Origin of the sequence: Flintibacter faecis (genome assembly GCF_014287875.1) — a bacterium.
In the GTDB taxonomy this organism is placed as follows: Bacteria; Bacillota; Clostridia; order Oscillospirales; family Oscillospiraceae; genus Lawsonibacter; species Lawsonibacter faecis_A.
The window spans coordinates 238,743-255,983 of sequence record NZ_JACOPN010000005.1; the positions used below are offsets into that span (position 1 = coordinate 238,743).

Here is a 17,241-nt window from a genome sequence, read left to right on the forward strand (position 1 = left end):
GGCGTTACCAGTCGTTCTCGATGGCCATCAGGGCGTTGACCCGGCGCTCGTGGCGGCCGCCCTCGAACTGGGTGTTCAGGAAGGTGTCCACGATGTTCTCGGCCAGGTTTTTGCCCACGATGCCCGCGCCCATGGCCAGCATGTTGGCGTTGTTGTGCCGCCGGGTGAGGGAGGCGGACAGAGGGTCGCCGCACAGGGCGCAGCGGATGCCCCGGACCTTGTTGGCGGCGATGGAGATGCCGATGCCGGTGGTGCAGATGACGATGCCCCACTGGCACTGGCCGGAGGCCACGGCCTGGGCGGCGGCCTTACCGAAGGCGGGGTAGTCGCAGCTCTCGGTGCTGTCGGTGCCGAAGTCCTGACAGGTGATGCCCTTGGCGGCCAGATAGGCCTTGATGTGCTCCTTCAAGGGATACCCGCCGTGATCAGAAGCGATTGCGATCATAGTGATGTTCCTCCTAGTGTCTATGTCACGCGCCGGAAGACCGGGCGCTGCTTGCTTGTTCTCAGCTATTGTAGATGGTTTTCTCAAGATTTGCAAGGCGTATTTAGACAGATTTCTGGGGGAAAATCTTAAAATCATTCAGGGGGGAGGGGACAGCTGCCCGGGCGGAGGACCGCCGTTAGGACAGGTCACCACAGATCAGCTTTAACGGCGGGCCGTCCAGCTCCACCACCCGGTGGGCCAGGGGCAATAACGCCTGGTCGTGGCAGGTGAGGATGACGGGGAGCTGCAATTCCCGGATGCCCATCAAAATGCGCCGGGCCCGGTCTGTATCCACGCCGGAGAAGGGCTCGTCCAGCAGAAAGAGCCGTCCGCCCAGGGCCAGGCACCGGGCCAGAGCCAGCCGCCGGGCCATGCCGCCGGACAGCTGGGCGGGGTATCGCTCCCCCTCCCCCTCCAGCTCGGTCAAAGCCAGCCACTTGTGCCACTCCCCCCGCCGCTGCCGGGGCAGCACGTCGGTGAGCTGCTGCTTCGCGGTGCGCCAGGGAAACAGCCGGTCCTCCTGAAAGAGAAATGCGGTCTCCCCGAGGACGATCCCGGAGATGCTGCCCTCCTCCGGCCGCTCCAGCCCCGCCAGCAGACGCAGCAGGGTGGTCTTGCCGCAGCCGGAGGGCCCCCGCAGAATGGTCACGCCGGTCTCCGGCAGGGTCAGGGAGAAGCGGTCCAGCACCGTCCGCCGGCCATAGCCCATGGTCACGTTTTCAAGGCAGATCATGCGCCGCCCCCCTTCTCTTGTCCCGCTCCAGCAGCCGCCGCAGCAGCCACTCCAGCGCCAGGGACAAAAGCACCACTGCCACCGTCCAGGCAAACAGGTCCGGGATGTCCAGATAGAGCTTGCTGTTGTAAATCTGGGTGCCGATGGCCGGGCGGGGGATGCACAGCACCTCGGCGGCCACCCCCGACTTCCAGGCCAGGCCCATGGCGGTGGTGACGGCGGCCAGAAAATAGGGCCGCAGGCTGGGCAGATAGATCAGCCGCACCCGCTTCCACCGGGAAAAGCGATAGGCCGCCGCCAGCTCCAGCAGCTTTTGGTCGGTCTCCCGGATGCCCCGGCACAGGTTGCTCCACACCACGGGCAGTACCATCAGCCCGGCGATGACCCCGGGGACAGCGCTCCGGTCCGTCCACAGCAGGATCAGCAGGATGAACGAGGCCACCGGCGTGGCCCGGATCACCCGCACCGGCAGGGCGATGAGCCGCCCCGCCCAGACTGAGGCGCAGGCCGCCGCCGCTAAAATAGCCCCCAGCAGGGTACCCGCCCCCATGCCCGCCAGGATGCGGCCCAGGGAGGTCAGCACCGTCTGCCAGAATTCCCCCGTCTGTCCCAGGCGGACGAGGGTGCGGGCCACCGTGGCGGGATAGGGCAGCAGCAGCTCGTTCCCCCGCCCCCCCACTTTGCGGTCCACCAAAAAGGCCCCAAGCTGCCAAACCCCCAGCCAAAAGGCCGGGGGCAGCAGCAGAGAGATTTTGTTGTTCAGAGACTTACTCCGCCCCATAGTAGAAGGCGTCGTAGGGCATGGAGCCGCCGATGGAAGCGGGGTCGGCCTGGAACAGCACCTGGTAATACTCCTCCAGGGTGGCCTTCATGTCTGCCCCGGTGAGGAAGGTCAGGTTGCACTGGGGGATGGCCTTTTGGGCGATCTGCTCGTTGGCGGTGATGCCCAGCTCGCCCACCAAGGCGGCGGCACCGGCGACTCCATGCTCGTCGCTCATAAAGGTGATGGAGTCGCCGTACAGGTCCAGGAAGGCATCCACCGTCTCGGGGTGCTCCTCGATAAACTGGGTGCGGCCCACCACGCAGCCCATGGCCAGGGAGCCCTGGCCCAGCTTGTCCCACTCGTCGGACAGGGACAGGGCCTGGCGCACGCCCTGGTCCTTCATCATCAGGGCGGTGGCGGCGGGGACGGGGAGCATACAGATGGCGCTGTCGCCGGAGGCCATCTGGGCGGTGACCTCCTGGGCAGTCATCCACTGGATGTCCACCTGGCTGGGGTCCACGCCATTCTGGGTCAGCAGGTAATTGAGCACATACTCCGGGTTGGCGCCCTGGCCGGTGGCGTACACCGTCTTGCCCGCCAGGTCGGCCATGGACTGGACGGAGTCCCCCTTCTCCAGGATATACAGCACGCCCAGGGTGTTCACGGCCAGCACCTGGATGCCGCCGTCCGTCTTGGCGGCCAGGTTGGCGGCCACGTTGGTGGCCACAGCGGCGATGTCGGCGGTGCCGTTGACCAGGGCATCGGTGACCTCCTTGTTGTCGGCAACCACGGTGGAATTCAGGGCCACGGGGCAGTCGGCGGGGGAGGTCTCGGCGCTGTAATACTTCATCAGATAGGCTGCGCCCACCCCGGTGGGGCCGGACAGGGCCATAAAGTTCACGCCGGTCTTCTCCACCCCCTGCTGGGACTGGCTGGCGGAGGCAGAGCCGGAGCCGGCGGCGGACTGGGATGCGTCGTTGTTGTTCTTGCTGCCGCAGCTGGCCAGCAGGGACAGGGTCATGGCGGCGGCCAGCAGCAGAGACAGGGTCTTTTTCATGTGGATCTTCCTTTCATCATATCTTCCTATCATCGTGTGGGCTTGTTCTCACAGAACGCTCTCTAAAGCGGCCAGGTCGGGGATGAGGATGGTCTTGCCCCGGCGGACGATGAGGGTACTGTTCTCCAGCGCCTCGAAGGCCCGATAGAGGGAGGCCCGGCTGATGCCCAGCCGCTGGGCCAGCCCCGACGCAGTGCAGGTGACGCTGCCCCCCTGGCCGTTGGCCAGCAGATAGCGGGCCAGCTTGCCCTCCGCCCCGGCCTGGGCCAGGGACTGCAGACGGTTGGACAAAAAGCGGATGCGCCCGGTGAGATAGCGCAGATAGTTTTCCCGGATCTGGCTGTGTTGTTCCAGCAGCCGGTCGATCAATGCCTGATCCAGCATCAGGCAGCGGCTGGGCCTGCGGGCAGTGATGGTGGTGGCATACTGGGGGGCATCGCAGTACAGGGCGGCGGCACCGAACAGCTCCCCCGGCTCCAGACAGCTGACGGTCAGCTCCCCCTTGGTCACCTGAAGGCTGCCTGACAGCAAAATCCCCAGGCGGCGGGAGAAGTGCTGGGGGCTGTACACCACCTGGCCCCCGGAGAAGCGGGCCAGCTCCGCCCCCGGCTCGTCCAGCACCCGGGCGATCCCGTCCTCCGGCACCCCCCGCAGCAGCGGGCACCGGCCCAGATAGTTCCTATCCTGTTGCTCCAGCGTCAGGGTGATCGCCTCCAAATTGTTTTATTTGAGACAAAACAGATGGTAGCACACGGGCGCAGAAATGTCAATCGAAACCGGTCACCGCTCCGCCCGAAACCCCTGGAAGAACATGGGCATCATGGTCTGGCCATATTGCCGCAGGGAGTAGCCCCCGCCGGACAGGCACCAGTCGTAGATCAGGGCCCGCTCGCACAGGGCGTAGACCCGCACCATCTCGCTGACGGTCACGTCCCCCCGCAGCTGACAGCGCTGCTGGCCCTGCAGGACGATCTGCCGCAGCAGCTTATAATAGGTCCGGTTGTGGTCCAGCAGGTGCTTGTCCCCCCGGGTGATGAGCTGGGAGGAGTACAGCCGGGCCAGCAGGTCCAGGGAGATAGAGTTTTCGATCATAGAGAATAATTCCCGGTTTAAATACATCAGCTGGTCAAAGCAGTCCATGTCCGGGTCCATGGTCTCCATCAGCTCCTCATACTTCTGGTCGAACAGAAAGGACACGGAGGAGAGCAGGGCGTCCTTCCCCTCGAAATAGTGATAGAAGGAGCCCCGGGAGGTGCCCGACTCCCGGATGATCTCGTCCACGGTGGTGTCGTCATAGCCCTGCTGATAGAACAGCCGCCAGGCGGCCTGAATGATCCGCCCCTTGGTGTTTCTCGTGTTCTTCTTTCCCATGAAATGGCCCTCCCCACACACATCTGGTGTTTTATCATATTATCCGTAAATTTTTCGCCGCCGTCAACTCCTTCCCGGGTGATTTCCGGCTGACTTGCCGATTTACATTCCCGGGGTGCTGTGGTAAAATGTCTGCTAAGGCAGTTCTTTTTCAAGAAACCGCAAGAGAGGGGGACGCCCCATGTCCGGCAGCTTTTTTCCCATGATCGCCCGGATGCGCTATATCAACCGCTGGGGACTGATGCGCAACACGGATACGGAGAACATCCAGGAGCACTCCCACATGGTGGCGGTGCTCTCCCACGCCCTGGCCGTCATCCAGAACCGCTACTTCGGCCCCCAGATCGACCCCGGTCAGGCGGCGGTGGCGGCCCTGTACCACGATGCCAGCGAGATACTCACCGGCGACATGCCCACCCCCATCAAGTATGACAACCCGGCCATTCAGCGGGCCTACAAGCAAGTGGAATCGGTGGCCGAGGAGAAGCTGCTGTCCATGCTCCCCGACGACCTGCGGGAGGAGTTTCGCCCCGCCATCACCATCCCGGACGAGAACATCCGGGCGGTGGTCAAGGCGGCGGACAAGCTGTCGGCCTATCTCAAGTGTGTGGAGGAGGTCAAAAGCGGCAATCTGGAATTCAAGAAAGCCAAAGAACAGACCTATGCCGCCCTGTGCCGGGACCCCATCCCCGCCCTGCAATACTTCATGGATCACTTTTTAGACGGCTTTTCTTTGACCCTGGACGAGCTGACTTGATACACGATATTGTCAAATCATAATTTTATAAACAGAAAGGAACATCCCGCTATGAAAGCCATTGTTACCGTCATCGGAAAGGACCGGGTGGGCATCACCGCCGCCGTGTGCGCCCTGCTGGCCCAGCACAACATCAACATTCTGGACATCAGCCAGACCGTGCTCCAGGACTATTTCACCATGGTCATGCTGGTGGACACCGCCGCCTGCACCGCCTCCATCGGTGAGATGGCCGACCTGCTGGAGCAGGCGGGCAAGGAGCAGGAGCTGTCCATCCGCATCCAGCGGGAGGACATCTTCAACGCCATGCACCGCATCTGACGCAGCGTAAGGGCCGCTGAGGACAGCTGCCCCTACATCATGTCGTCATAAATCGTCTGTAGGGGCCGATGTCCCCATCGGCCCGTCCGAATCCGTCAGGGCGGTGATCCGCCCTGTTTACTCAGGAGGTTCTTTATGCTCAATCAACATGAGATCATGCAGACCATCCAGATGATCGACCAGCAGCATCTGGACGTGCGTACCATCACCATGGGCATCTCCCTGTTGTCCTGCGCCCACAGCGACGTGAAGGTGGCCTGCGATAAGGTCTATGATAAAATTACCCGCTATGCCGAAAAGCTGGTGGCCACCGGCGAGGCCATTGAAAAGGAGTTTGGCATCCCCATCGTCAATAAGCGCATCTCCGTCACCCCCATCGCCCTGGTGGCCGCCGCCGCCGAAACGGACAACTACACCCCCTTTGCCCAGGCCATGGACCGGGCGGCCAAAACCTGCGGCGTGAACTTCATCGGCGGCTTCTCCGCCCTGGTGCAGAAGGGCATGACCGAAGCCGACCGCAAGCTGATCCACTCCATTCCCGAGGCCCTGGCAACCACCGACATCGTCTGCGGCAGCGTGAACGTGGGCTCGACGAAGGCGGGCATCGACATGGATGCGGTGGCCCTGATGGGCCGGACCATCAAGGACCTGGCGGAGCGCACCGCCGACAAGGGCGGCTTTGGCTGCGCCAAGCTGGTGGTGTTCTGCAACGCCGTGGAGGACAACCCCTTCATGGCCGGTGCGTTCCACGGCGTGGGCGAGCCGGAGCGGGTCATCAACGTGGGCGTATCCGGCCCCGGCGTGGTCCACCACGCCCTCCAGGCCGTGAAGGGCCAGCCCTTCGACGTGGTGGCCGAGACCATCAAAAAGACCGCCTTCCGCATCACCCGCATGGGCCAGCTGGTGGCCCAGGAGGCCAGCCGCCGCCTGGACACCCCCTTCGGCATCGTGGACCTGTCCCTGGCCCCCACCCCCGCCGTGGGCGACAGCGTGGCCCGCATCCTGGAGGAGATGGGCCTGGAGGTCTGCGGCACCCACGGCACCACCGCCGCTCTGGCCCTGCTCAACGATGCGGTGAAGAAGGGCGGCGTGATGGCCTCCTCCTCCGTGGGCGGCCTGTCCGGCGCCTTCATCCCCGTCAGCGAGGACGAGGGCATGATCGCCGCCGCCGCCTCCGGGGCCCTGACCCTGGATAAGCTGGAGGCCATGACCTGCGTGTGCTCCGTGGGCCTGGACATGATCGCCGTCCCCGGCGACACCTCCGCCGAGACCCTGTCCGCCATCATCGCCGACGAGGCGGCCATCGGCATGGTGAACACCAAGACCACCGCCGTGCGCCTGATCCCCGCCCCCGGCTGCAAGGTGGGGGACACGGTGGAGTTCGGCGGCCTGCTGGGTTCCGCCCCCGTGCAGCCCGTCCACCCCTTCTCCGCCCACGACTTCGTGGCCCGGGGCGGCCGCATCCCCGCCCCCATGCAGAGCTTGAAGAACTGATTTTTTGGGATATTGTCATTGCGAGGAGGGCGAAGCCCGACGTGGCAATCCGTAACTCCCGTCCTAGGGACGAAGGGAAACGGATTCCCACGTCGCTGCGCTCCTCGGAATGACAGATACCGGGCAACTCAGCGGTTTCATTTTGCGCCCCGTCACTTCATGTTGCGGGGCGCATTTTCTTCCCCCTTGACTTCAGTGGGTAAATGTGTTAAAGTGTTCCAGATGACCGGCCCCCACCGGGTCCGGGGAAAAGAGGAACAGATTATGAGCAGACACATCGTCATCGTGGGGCTGGGCCTGATCGGCGGCTCGATGGCCAAGGCCCTCCACGGATTTGAAGATTTTGATTTGATCGGCGTGGACGTGAGCGAGCCCACCCTGCGCTATGCCCTGGAGCAGGACATTGTGGACCGGGTGGAGCCAGACCCGGTCAAAGCCCTGGCGGAGGGCGACCTGGTGTTCCTGTGCCTGCACCCCCAGGGCATCGTGGACTTTATGGCCCAGCACCGGGACCACTTCAAGCCCGGGGCCATGGTCACCGACGTGTGCGGCGTGAAGGGGGCCATCCTAGAGGGAGCCAAAGTGCTGCCCGACACCGTGTCCTTTGTGGGCGGACACCCCATGGCGGGCACGGAGTTCTCCGGCATCCAGCACGCCCTGGTCAACATGTTCCACGGGGCCCACTATATCCTCACGCCCAACGACCGGTCCCGCCCGGAGCACGTGGAGCTGATGGAGCGCCTGGCCGTCCACATCGGCTGCGCCAATATCGTCAAGACCACGCCGGAAAATCACGACGCCATCATCGCCTACACCAGCCAGATGATGCACGTCATCGCCGTGGCCGTGTGCGACGACCCCAGCCTGTTCCAGTATCAGGGCTTCGAGGGGGACTCCTTCCGGGGCTGTACCCGGGTGGCCGCCCTGGACGTGCCACTGTGGACCCAGCTGTTCACCATGAACTCCAAGGCCCTGGGCAGCGCCCTGGAGGAGCTGGAGGGCAACATCCGCACCTACCGCCAGGCCATCGAAGCCGGGGACACCACGACCCTGGTGGAAAAGCTGTCCTATTCCGCCGCCCGCAAACGGAAAATGAACCGCCTGGAACTGGAAAGCGGAGCCGTGGGGCGGGAGGGGAAGAAACCGAAGGTGTAAAATTGTGATAGGATATAAGACAGCCCGGACGACGGTTTGGTCGTCCGGGCTGCTGCGTTGAGAAAAAGAAGTTTTATTTGGTCATACTTGTTAACCACCTGGCTATTATATTGCATTTATCCATTTGTATTCCGCAACTTGATGTAAGTCTACTTTGCAGTTCCATGGCGCTGTAAGTATTGCTACTGAACAACGTATCTTTATACGCCTGCGCTAAGAAACTGTTCGGCTTTCCAAATAACGTGAGAACGCCGCCTTTCTCTAAATAATCCTTAATTACCGGTGTTATTTGCGCTTTATTCATAAGATTCTCATTAAGTTGCGCACAGGAGACAAGAAAGAACGGCAGATTTGTGGAGTAGTTTAGAAAAACCATTGCATTTCCGCTAAAGTATTGAGATTTTGTATAGTGCGCTGAATTTGTATGTGTTCCCCCGGTATGTATTCCTCCTACAGTAGCTCCAGTATATATAGTTTCTGCAGGATGATATGTATAGGAATCATTATTTAGTGCCATAGAATCAAAAAAGAAATTGGATGTACTTGCGAGTCGATGTTTATGATCAACAAGAATGATCTGCCCATTATTATCTCGGTAAATTTGGATTGTGTCACCAATTTTCTCTGGGTTATTATAAAGTGTCATCAATAGTGTTGCTGATTTTGTTGCATCCTTTTCCGATTTATATTGTCGATACAGTGCATTATCGGGGGAGAGGGCGTTTAATTTAACTCCATTAGCGAGCGATGATTTATAAAACGGGGATGTTTTGTCAGTCAGCAATATTACAATGGCACAGATGATAAACACAATGAACAAGATGCCGTACATAGTGTAATCCCCCTAAAAAGTCCTTTGATAATTTTGAATGTGAAAGTAATATTCCTATCTAAGATAACTAGTAACAATCAAGAGTATTACAACAATGGCACCTACGATTGTTGCTGTTTTTGAACTTATTCCCAAATCTTTTAAACACGTTTGCCATAACTTAAATATCAAAATAAAGATGCCAAGTGCAATCAAAACTGCTAGAACCACCATACTGTTCACCTCTCCCCTTCTAATGTTTTTAAAGGTGTACTTTTACAAATTAGTAAAATCAAGGGAATAATATCCCGAAATCCTATTGCAAATAGCATAAAAGCATGTTAAACTGAATTTGCTGAAAACACGGGAGAAAATTTGAAAAAGTACACTTTTTCAAACTTTCCACTCACTTTTCCCCCTCCTCAAACTTCCTTGCTTTGGCGTAAAATGTCCCCTCCGGCATTCCGCAGGCTTCGGCGGCCTGGCGGAGTGTTATTTTTTTATCCCGCCATTTTTTGTGGACGGCGTGGAAATTTTCCGGCAGGACGGCGGGGGGACGGCCAAATTTTACGCCCCGGGCCTTGGCGGCGGCGATGCCTTCGGCCTGGCGCTTTTTGATGTTCTCACGCTCGTTCTGGGCCACGAAGGACAAAATCTGCAGCACTAGGTCGGCGATAAAGGTGCCCATCAGGTCCTTCCCCTGACGGGTGTCCAGCAGGGGCATATCGATGACACAGATGTCCACGGCTTTTTCTTTTGTCAGGACCCGCCACTGGTTCTGCACCTCCTCATAGTTGCGCCCCAGCCGGTCAATGCTCAGCACATAGACCAGGTCGCCCGGCCGCAGCCGCCGCAGCAGACGGGCATAGGCCGGGCGGTGAAAATCCTTGCCTGACTGTTTATCAAGGAACATCCGCTCCCGGGGGATGCCCCGGTCCGCCATGGCCCGCCGCTGCCGGTCCTCGTTCTGGTCCAGGGTAGACACCCGGATATATCCGTATTCCATGTTGTTTGACCTCCCTTTTTTCTCTCATCTTAGAGGAAAAGAGGGACTTTTGTTGCATTTCAGCGTACACGCTGCCGCCGAAAAGGCCACCGGAAAACAAAAAACCGCCCCGGACCGTTTCCAATTCAAACGGTCCGGGGCGGTCTGGATTCAGGCTCAGGTGTTATAGCTGTCGAACATGTCGGTGATCTCCTTCTCCGGTGCGGGGGTGAGGAGGGAGACGACGACGATGGCGCACAGGGCGCACAGGAAGGCGGGCAGCAGCTCGTAGATGTTGAAGATGCCGCCCATGGGGGCCACCAGGAACTTCCACACAAAGATCATCACGCCGCCCACCACCAGGCCGGCCATGATGCCCTGGCGGTTGCTCCGCCGCCAGAACAGGGCGCACAGCATAGCGGGGCCGAAGGTGGCGCCGAAGCCGGCCCAGGCGAAGGAGACGATCTTGAACACGTTGCTGTTGGGGTCGGCGGCCAGGAAGATGGCGATGAAGGCGATGACCACCACCGTCAGCCGGGCGGCCAGCATGTTCTGCTTGGGGGTGAGCTTCACGCCCAGCAGGTCCTGAAGCACGTTCTCGGAAAAGGCGGAGGCGGCGGCCAGCAGCTGGGAGTCGGCGGTGGACATGGTGGCCGCCAGAATACCCGCCAGAATGCACCCGGCCACAACGGCGGGCAGGATGCCATAGCTGGACAGCAGGTCAGACAGGCGGACGATGACCGTCTCGGTGGCGCTGCCCTCCAGGGAGGGGATGCGTCCGGCAGCGGAGACGGCGTGGCCCACAATGCCGATGAACACGGCCACGGCCATGGAGATGACCACCCAGCTGGCGGCGATGCGGCGGGAGAGCTTCAGCTCGTCCTCGTGGCGGATGGCCATAAAGCGCACCAGGATGTGGGGCATACCGAAATAGCCCAGGCCCCAGGCCAGCATAGAGACGATGCGGATGAAGCCGTAGGGCTCGGCGGAGCCGGTGGCGGCGTTATAGGTCTGGTCAAAGTGCAGGAAGCCGGGCAGGCTGCGGGCGTGCTCCAGCACGGCACCCATGCCCCCCGCCTGGACCACGCCGAACACCACGATGATGGCCAGGGCGATGGTCATGATGATGGACTGAATCAGGTCCATGGTCGCCACGGCGCTGAAGCCGCCCACGGAGGTATAGCTGATGATAACGATAGCGCCGATGATGACCGCCACCATATAGTCCCAGCCGAACAGACTGTTGAACAGCTTGCCGATGGCCGCCAGACCGGAGGCCACATAGGGCACGAAGAACACCAGAATGATCACGGCAGAGATGCCCATGATGACGGGTTTCTTCTCCCCATAGCGCTTGGAGATGAAGCTGGGGATGGTGATGGCGTCCAGATGGACGCTGTACCGCCGCAGGCGGCGGGCCACCAGCAGGAAGTTTAAGTAGGTGCCCGTCACCAGACCGATGGCGGTCCAGCTGGCATCGGCCACGCCGCTGAGATAGGCAAGGCCGGGGATGCCCATCAGCAGATAGCTGCTCATGTCCGAGGCCTCGGCGCTCATGGCGGTGACCAGGGGGCCCATGCCCCGCCCGCCCAAATAAAAGCCCTCAGAGCTCTTCTTAGACCGGCGTCCGATCATCACGCCGGTGAAGATCACCATACACAGGTACAGAATGATGGTACCCATGATGATCATTTGTATGGTTGTCATATCTCTCCTCCTCACAGTCCGCCGCCGGCACACATCCGGCGGCGCGGTTTTCTCATTATAGCACACAAATTCCTGAAATAAAATACAGAACAAAGTACAGACTTGATTCTGTACTTTATTCTGTTTAAAAGAAGATATTTTCTGTCATTGCAGGAGTTTTAAGCTGTACTTAAATTCGATTTGAAACTAGGATAAAGAAAATATTTCAGTCCTTCTGTCTCTGATACCGCTCCGCCAGCTGCTTGAACCGGGGCAGGGCGGCAACCACTCGCTCCTCGGGTACGCAGTAGGCCAGCCGGAAGTGGCCGGGGCAGCCGAAGGCCGTGCCGGGCACCAGAAACAGGTCCAGCTCCGTGGCTTTCTTACAAAATGCCACGTCGTCCGGTTCCAGAGACCGGGGGAACATGTAGAAGCTGCCTCCGGGCTCCACACAGGAAAAGCCGTATTCCGTCAGGGCGGAAAAGAGCCGGTCTTTGTTCCGCTCATAGATCTCCAGCTGGCTGGTCAGGTCGGCGCAGCGGCCCACCGTCAGCTGCATCAGGGTGGAGGTGCCGTTGCAGCCGATGGTCCGGGAGATCTGGGGGCACACCTCTGCGATGGTCATGGCCTGCTCCGCCTTGGGATTCACCGCCAGATAGCCGATGCGCTCTCCGGGCAGGGACAGGGACTTGGAGAAGGAGTAGCAGGTGATGGTGTTGTGATAGAACCGGGCGGGATAGGTCTCCTCCGTACCGGTGAACAGCAGCTCCCGATAGGGCTCGTCGGAGATGAGATAGATGGGGTGGCCGAACTGGCGCTGCTTCTCCTCCAGCAGGGCGGCCAGCTGGGTCAGGGTGGCGGAGGACAGGACGATGCCCGAGGGATTGTTGGGGGAGTTGATGAGCAGGGCGGTGACGGCGGGATTCAGGCGCTCCTCCAGGGCTCGGAAGTTGATCTGGAAGGAGTCCACATCCGCCGGGACCACCGACAGGCGCAGCCCGGCCCCCTGGGTATAGGGGCGGTACTCGGGGAAATAGGGGGCAAAGACGATGATCTCGTCCCCCGGCTCGGTCACTGCCCGCAGGGCGTGGCCCAGGGCTCCCGCCGCCCCGCTGGCCATGAACAGGTGCTCCGGCTGATAGTCCATGCCGAACCGGCGGTTCAGGGACCGGGCCAGCTGTTCCCGGACCTGGGGCAGTCCGGCGCTGGGGCCATAGCTGTGGATCTGCAGGGTGGGGGTGTCGTTCAGGATGGTATGGATGGTCTGGTTCACCGCCTCCGGTGCGGGCACCGAGGGGTTGCCCAGGCTGAAGTTATACACATGCTCCTCGCCGATCTCCCGGGCACGCCGTTTGGCCATTCCGGCGATCTCGAAAATAATGTCCTTTTCCGACAGCATATCTGCATAGCGTTTTGACAGCATCCTGACCATCTCCAATTCTTTTTCGGACCTCCCGCCCCCTGCTGCGGCGGGAAGCAGTTCACGTTGGTTTCCTATACACTAGCACGATAGAGAATGAAAGTCAATGGACACGTTGCCGGAAAACCGCCGCCGCACAGCGAAAAATTTGTGCGGCGGCGGTACGACCAGCCTGTAAGCCTGCGCCGTCCGGCTCACCCCTCCACCAGATTCTCCAGGGGCTCTCCCGCCAGATAGCGCTTTAAGTTGTCCTGGGCCATCTCAACACAGGTGCGGCGGGTGATCTCCAGCCGCATTCCCCCGGCCACATGGGGGGTGATGAGCAGGTCGGGGATGTCCCACAGGGGGCTGTCCTGGGGCAGGGGCTCCGGGGTGGTCACATCCAGGGCGGCGCCCCACAGCCGGCCCTCCCCCATGACCCGGGCCAGGGCCTCCTGATCCAGCACGCTGCCCCGGCCGGAGCTGATGAGGATGGCCCCCTCCTTCATCCGGCGCAGCCGGTCCTCATTCATCAGGCCCGCCGTCTGGGGGGAGTGGGGCACCACCAGCACCACGATGTCCGCCTGGGGCAGCAGATCGTCCAGCCGCTCCATGGGGAACACCTGATCAAAGCCCTCCACCGGGCCGTGTACCGTTCGTTTCAGTCCCAGCGTGTGCGCCCCCAGGCCCTGACACATAGCGGCGAAGGTGCTGCCGATGTGGCCCGCCCCCACCACCAGAACGGTGCTGCCCCGGACGCACTTCATCCGGCCCCGGTCCTTCCACTGGTGCAGACGCTGGCTGTCCCGATAGACGGGCAGGCGGCGGCACACCGCCAGCAGGCTGGCCAGGATATGCTCGGCCACGCTGACCTGGTTGGACCCGCTGGAGGAGGTGAACTTTGCCCCCGCCGGGATGTGCCCGGCATACTCGTCCGTCCCCGCCCACATGGTCTGGAACCACCGCAGAGACTTGGCCTGGGCCAGGCGCTCCGGCCTGGGCCAGCCGAAGATCACCGTGGCCCGGGCCAGCTCCTCCGCCGTCACGGCGCTGCCGCTGGTATAGATATGCTCCGCCCGTGGGGCGATGGCGGCAAACTCCCCCTTCTCCTCCTCGGTCACCGGGAGAAGATTTAAAATGACCTCCTGCATACGATGCGCTCCTCTCTGCGCCGCACACCCTGCGGCGTTTTGGTCTATTATACCTGGCAGAGGCCTACGCTGACAAGGCCCCGCTTTACTCCCCGGGGCGGCTGTGCTAAAATAAAGAGCAGATAGCGGAGAAAGGAGGCGCTGCCATGACCGTCACACCGGACACCCCGCTGACGCAATTTCCCGGCGTGGGAGAGGTCCGGGCCAAAAAGCTCTCTCATCTGGGACTGAATACCGCCGGGGACCTGCTGACCTATTACCCCCGGGACTATGAGGACCGGCGGCAGGTCTATGCCATCCGCCAGGCCCCGGAGGGGGTGCGGGTGTGCGTGCGGGCCATGGTGGCCCAGCGCCCCCGGCTCTCCCGGATCCGAAAGGGGCTGGATCTGGTCCAGGTGCCCGTGGTGGACCAGGGGGGCACGCTGCACCTGGCCTTTTTCAACCAGAGCTATGTGGAGCGTGCCCTGCTGCCCGGGGAGGACTATGTCTTCTACGGCCAGGTGGAGCGCCAGGGCAACCGCCTGTCCATGACCAACCCGGTGTTCGAGCGGGCGGACCGTCAGGACGTCACCGGGCGCATCGTCCCCGTCTATCCCCTCACCGCCGGGATATCCGGCCACCTCCTGGCCGGTCTGGTGCGTCAGGCTCTGCCCTGTGCCCGGGGCCTGGCGGACACCCTGCCCCAGTCCATCCGCCAGGCCCACCACCTGGCGGCGGCGGAGTTTGCCCTCACCGCCATCCACTTTCCCCCGGACGACCGGGCGCTGGACCTGGCCCGGCGGCGGCTGGCCTTTGAGGAGCTCTTTTATCTGGCGGTGGGGCTGGCCTTTCTCAAGCGCCGCCGTACCACGCTCAGCACCGGCTGCCCCATCCCCGCCCTGCCTGTGGAGCAGTTTGCCGCCCTGCTGCCCTTTACGCCCACCGATGCCCAGCGCCGGACCATGGAGGAGGCCGCCCGGGACATGGCCTGCGGCAGACCCATGAACCGGCTGGTCCAGGGGGACGTGGGCTCGGGCAAGACGGTGGTGGCCGCCTACGCCGGGTGGCTGGCAGTGCAGGGGGGCTTTCAGGCGGCTATGATGGCCCCAACGGAAGTGCTGGCCGAACAGCACTTCCGCACCCTGTCCGCCCTGCTCTCCCCCGCCGGGGTGCGGGTGGGCCTGCTCACCGGGGCCATGACCGCCGCCCAGAAGCGGAAGGTCCACGCCGACCTGGCGGCGGGGGACATCGACTTTGTGGTGGGCACCCACGCCCTGCTGTCCCAGGGGGTGGCCTTCCGGCGGCTGGCCCTTATCATCACCGACGAGCAGCACCGCTTCGGCGTGGAGCAGCGCTCCGCCCTGGCGGAGAAGTCTGCCGCCGGGGGGATGCCCTCCCCCCATGTGCTGGTCATGTCGGCCACCCCCATCCCCCGCACCCTGGCCCTGATCCTATATGGCGACCTGGATGTGTCCGTCATCGACCAGCTGCCCCCCAGGCGCACCCCCATCTCCACCTATGTCATCCGGGAGGACAAGCGGCAGCGGATGTATCAATTTGTCCGCCGCCAGGTGGGGGAGGGCCGGCAGGTGTATATCGTCTGCCCCGCAGTGGAGGAGGACCCGGAGGCCGCCCTGCCCGGGGAGGAATCCCCGGCGCTGACCCTGAAGGCGGTGAAGAGCTATGCCCAGCGCCTGCAGCGGGAGGTGTTCCCCGACCTGACGGTGGACATCCTCCATGGGAAGATGCGCCCCAGGGAGAAGGATGCGGCCATGCGGGCCTTCTCTCAGGGGAAGACGCAGGTGCTGGTGGCCACCACGGTGATCGAGGTGGGGGTGGACGTGCCCAACGCCACATTGATGATCATCGAGAATGCAGACCGCTTTGGCCTAAGCCAGCTCCACCAGCTCCGGGGCCGGGTGGGCCGGGGGGAGCACCCCTCCTTCTGCGTCCTGCTCACCGCCACCCGGAACCCGGATTCCATGGCCCGGCTGCGCACCCTGGCCTCCACCACCGACGGCTTTCAGATCTCCCGGGAGGACCTGAAGCTGCGGGGCCCGGGGGACTTCTTCGGGCGGCGGCAGCACGGTCTGCCCCAGATGAAGCTGTCTGACCTGGCCGCCGACATGCCCCTGCTCTACGAGGCCCAGGCCGCAGCGGAGGAGCTGCTCTCCCGCGACCCGGAGCTGAGCGAGACGGAAAACCGCCCCGTCCTGGCCCGCGTGCGGCGGCTATTTGAGGATACGGGGAATAGTTTGAACTAAATTACCCCGGGCGGATGATATCCGCCCCTACGAAAAACCTGCAACACTTGGTGTAGGGGCGGCTATTAGCCGCCCGGAAAAATCCCACAAAAACGAAAAAGTGAGGTAAAATTATGTTGACTTTTCGTGACATCACCCTGGCCGACCGGGACCTGGTCATGCCCATGGTCCAGGCCTTTTATCAGACCGACGCGGTGGACCACCCGGTGGACCAGGCCATTCTGGACCGGTCCTTTCTGGCCGCTGCCGACCACGCCGAGCCCCTGCTGCGGGGAGTGCTGCTATTTGAAGGGGAGGAGCCGGTGGGCTACCTCTACCTGACCCAGTGCTACTCCGCCGAGGTGGGGGGCCGGTGTGTGTTCATCGAGGAGATATTCCTCCTGCCCCCCTTCCGCGGGATGGGGCTGGGCCACCAGATCATGGCCTGGATCGAGAGCCAGTACCCCTCCGCCCGCCGCTTCCGCCTGGAGGTGACCGAGGTGAACCAGCGGGCCGCCGCCCTGTATGAAAAGAGCGGGTATCAGTACCTGCACTATGACCAGATGGTGCTGGACAAGATCAGCGGGGGAATTGACGAGCATATTTGAGAAATGAGAAAAAACGCCGGGCGGCCAAAGGCCGCCCCTACGGACAGCCGACGACACTTGGCGTAGGGGCGGATATTATCCGCCCACGGTGCCGGTGCGCCGACGGCGGGCGGACACAGAGGTGTATAGTGCAATAAGATAGTTTACACATCAGGCAACCACATGGTTTACAGTTTTGATACACTAGAGCCATATCGAGGCAGGAAAGGAAGAACGATATGGCCTGGGAAGAAAGGACTGT

Annotated in this window: 17 protein-coding genes; 6 read left to right on the forward strand and 11 right to left on the reverse strand. The window is 61.9% G+C overall.

Translation table 11 applies throughout. The features are described from left to right. Positions 1 to 4 precede the first annotated feature (4 nt). The 6 genes from rpiB to H8S55_RS08975 form a co-directional block, all read right to left on the reverse strand. The gene (gene rpiB / locus H8S55_RS08950; RefSeq protein WP_186878673.1) at positions 5 to 445 is read right to left on the reverse strand and encodes a ribose 5-phosphate isomerase B; all 441 of its coding nucleotides are present in this window, start codon (positions 443 to 445) and stop codon (positions 5 to 7) included. A gap of 178 nt (positions 446 to 623) precedes the next feature. Beyond that, positions 624 to 1,220, reverse strand: a complete 597-nt coding sequence (locus H8S55_RS08955) for an ATP-binding cassette domain-containing protein (RefSeq protein ID WP_186878674.1) — start codon at positions 1,218 to 1,220, stop codon at positions 624 to 626. After that, positions 1,207 to 2,001, reverse strand: coding sequence for an ABC transporter permease (locus H8S55_RS08960; RefSeq protein WP_186878675.1), 795 nt, complete (start codon positions 1,999 to 2,001; stop codon positions 1,207 to 1,209). The genes H8S55_RS08955 and H8S55_RS08960 overlap by 14 nt, the downstream gene beginning before the upstream one ends. Further along, positions 1,988 to 3,040, reverse strand: a complete 1,053-nt coding sequence (locus H8S55_RS08965; RefSeq protein WP_186878676.1) for an ABC transporter substrate-binding protein — start codon at positions 3,038 to 3,040, stop codon at positions 1,988 to 1,990. Before H8S55_RS08965 ends, H8S55_RS08960 begins: the two co-directional genes overlap by 14 nt. 48 nt (positions 3,041 to 3,088) lie before the next feature. After that, positions 3,089 to 3,757, reverse strand: coding sequence for a Crp/Fnr family transcriptional regulator (locus H8S55_RS08970; RefSeq protein ID WP_186878677.1), 669 nt, complete (start codon positions 3,755 to 3,757; stop codon positions 3,089 to 3,091). 63 nt (positions 3,758 to 3,820) lie between these two features. After that, entirely contained in the window at positions 3,821 to 4,411 is a 591-nt protein-coding gene (locus tag H8S55_RS08975; RefSeq protein WP_147563358.1) for a TetR/AcrR family transcriptional regulator, read from the reverse strand. A 181-nt stretch (positions 4,412 to 4,592) separates the two neighbouring features. On the opposite strand from H8S55_RS08975, the gene yfbR reads away from it, so the two are divergent. From yfbR to H8S55_RS08995, 4 genes are all read left to right on the forward strand, one after another. Continuing rightward, positions 4,593 to 5,168 (forward strand): 5'-deoxynucleotidase, encoded by a 576-nt coding sequence (gene yfbR, locus H8S55_RS08980; RefSeq protein WP_147563359.1) that lies wholly within the window; start codon positions 4,593 to 4,595, stop codon positions 5,166 to 5,168. A 51-nt stretch (positions 5,169 to 5,219) separates the two neighbouring features. Next, on the forward strand, positions 5,220 to 5,489 hold the full coding sequence (locus H8S55_RS08985) for an ACT domain-containing protein (RefSeq protein WP_147563360.1): 270 nt from the start codon (positions 5,220 to 5,222) through the stop codon (positions 5,487 to 5,489). 135 nt (positions 5,490 to 5,624) lie between these two features. Continuing rightward, positions 5,625 to 6,983, forward strand: coding sequence for a PFL family protein (locus H8S55_RS08990; RefSeq protein ID WP_186878678.1), 1,359 nt, complete (start codon positions 5,625 to 5,627; stop codon positions 6,981 to 6,983). A gap of 264 nt (positions 6,984 to 7,247) precedes the next feature. Then, positions 7,248 to 8,138, forward strand: coding sequence for a prephenate dehydrogenase (locus tag H8S55_RS08995; protein ID WP_147563362.1), 891 nt, complete (start codon positions 7,248 to 7,250; stop codon positions 8,136 to 8,138). A 73-nt stretch (positions 8,139 to 8,211) separates the two neighbouring features. Here H8S55_RS08995 and H8S55_RS09000 read toward each other — a convergent pair whose 3' ends face one another. From H8S55_RS09000 to H8S55_RS09020, 5 genes are all read right to left on the reverse strand, one after another. Then, entirely contained in the window at positions 8,212 to 8,970 is a 759-nt protein-coding gene (locus H8S55_RS09000; protein WP_186878679.1) for a hypothetical protein, read from the reverse strand. 385 nt (positions 8,971 to 9,355) lie between these two features. Further along, on the reverse strand, positions 9,356 to 9,955 hold the full coding sequence (locus H8S55_RS09005; protein WP_186878680.1) for a recombinase family protein: 600 nt from the start codon (positions 9,953 to 9,955) through the stop codon (positions 9,356 to 9,358). Positions 9,956 to 10,111: 156 nt separating this feature from the next. Beyond that, on the reverse strand, positions 10,112 to 11,641 hold the full coding sequence (locus H8S55_RS09010) for a sodium/proline symporter (RefSeq protein ID WP_186878681.1): 1,530 nt from the start codon (positions 11,639 to 11,641) through the stop codon (positions 10,112 to 10,114). Between the two features lie 205 nt (positions 11,642 to 11,846). Further along, positions 11,847 to 13,043 (reverse strand): pyridoxal phosphate-dependent aminotransferase, encoded by a 1,197-nt coding sequence (locus H8S55_RS09015; RefSeq protein WP_186878704.1) that lies wholly within the window; start codon positions 13,041 to 13,043, stop codon positions 11,847 to 11,849. Positions 13,044 to 13,234: 191 nt separating this feature from the next. After that, complete coding sequence (locus H8S55_RS09020) at positions 13,235 to 14,170, reverse strand: D-2-hydroxyacid dehydrogenase (RefSeq protein WP_186878682.1); 936 nt, start codon at positions 14,168 to 14,170, stop codon at positions 13,235 to 13,237. Positions 14,171 to 14,316: 146 nt separating this feature from the next. On the opposite strand from H8S55_RS09020, the gene recG reads away from it, so the two are divergent. Together recG and H8S55_RS09030 are read left to right on the forward strand one after the other, a co-directional pair. Further along, on the forward strand, positions 14,317 to 16,413 hold the full coding sequence (gene recG, locus H8S55_RS09025; protein WP_186878683.1) for an ATP-dependent DNA helicase RecG: 2,097 nt from the start codon (positions 14,317 to 14,319) through the stop codon (positions 16,411 to 16,413). Between the two features lie 113 nt (positions 16,414 to 16,526). Continuing rightward, positions 16,527 to 17,000 (forward strand): GNAT family N-acetyltransferase, encoded by a 474-nt coding sequence (locus tag H8S55_RS09030; protein ID WP_186878684.1) that lies wholly within the window; start codon positions 16,527 to 16,529, stop codon positions 16,998 to 17,000. Positions 17,001 to 17,241 lie beyond the last annotated feature (241 nt).

What these genes read in the sequence shown, in the direction of transcription:
- rpiB (WP_186878673.1), bottom strand. Translation starts at nt 445, where the DNA reads ATGATCGCAATCGCTTCTGATCACGGCGGGTATCCCTTGAAGGAGCAC.
- H8S55_RS08955 (WP_186878674.1), bottom strand. Translation starts at nt 1,220, where the DNA reads ATGATCTGCCTTGAAAACGTGACCATGGGCTATGGCCGGCGGACGGTG.
- H8S55_RS08960 (WP_186878675.1), bottom strand. Translation starts at nt 2,001, where the DNA reads ATGGGGCGGAGTAAGTCTCTGAACAACAAAATCTCTCTGCTGCTGCCC.
- H8S55_RS08965 (WP_186878676.1), bottom strand. Translation starts at nt 3,040, where the DNA reads ATGAAAAAGACCCTGTCTCTGCTGCTGGCCGCCGCCATGACCCTGTCC.
- H8S55_RS08975 (WP_147563358.1), bottom strand. Translation starts at nt 4,411, where the DNA reads ATGGGAAAGAAGAACACGAGAAACACCAAGGGGCGGATCATTCAGGCC.
- yfbR (WP_147563359.1), top strand. Translation starts at nt 4,593, where the DNA reads ATGTCCGGCAGCTTTTTTCCCATGATCGCCCGGATGCGCTATATCAAC.
- H8S55_RS08985 (WP_147563360.1), top strand. Translation starts at nt 5,220, where the DNA reads ATGAAAGCCATTGTTACCGTCATCGGAAAGGACCGGGTGGGCATCACC.
- H8S55_RS08990 (WP_186878678.1), top strand. Translation starts at nt 5,625, where the DNA reads ATGCTCAATCAACATGAGATCATGCAGACCATCCAGATGATCGACCAG.
- H8S55_RS08995 (WP_147563362.1), top strand. Translation starts at nt 7,248, where the DNA reads ATGAGCAGACACATCGTCATCGTGGGGCTGGGCCTGATCGGCGGCTCG.
- H8S55_RS09000 (WP_186878679.1), bottom strand. Translation starts at nt 8,970, where the DNA reads ATGTACGGCATCTTGTTCATTGTGTTTATCATCTGTGCCATTGTAATA.
- H8S55_RS09005 (WP_186878680.1), bottom strand. Translation starts at nt 9,955, where the DNA reads ATGGAATACGGATATATCCGGGTGTCTACCCTGGACCAGAACGAGGAC.
- H8S55_RS09010 (WP_186878681.1), bottom strand. Translation starts at nt 11,641, where the DNA reads ATGACAACCATACAAATGATCATCATGGGTACCATCATTCTGTACCTG.
- H8S55_RS09015 (WP_186878704.1), bottom strand. Translation starts at nt 13,043, where the DNA reads ATGCTGTCAAAACGCTATGCAGATATGCTGTCGGAAAAGGACATTATT.
- H8S55_RS09020 (WP_186878682.1), bottom strand. Translation starts at nt 14,170, where the DNA reads ATGCAGGAGGTCATTTTAAATCTTCTCCCGGTGACCGAGGAGGAGAAG.
- recG (WP_186878683.1), top strand. Translation starts at nt 14,317, where the DNA reads ATGACCGTCACACCGGACACCCCGCTGACGCAATTTCCCGGCGTGGGA.
- H8S55_RS09030 (WP_186878684.1), top strand. Translation starts at nt 16,527, where the DNA reads ATGTTGACTTTTCGTGACATCACCCTGGCCGACCGGGACCTGGTCATG.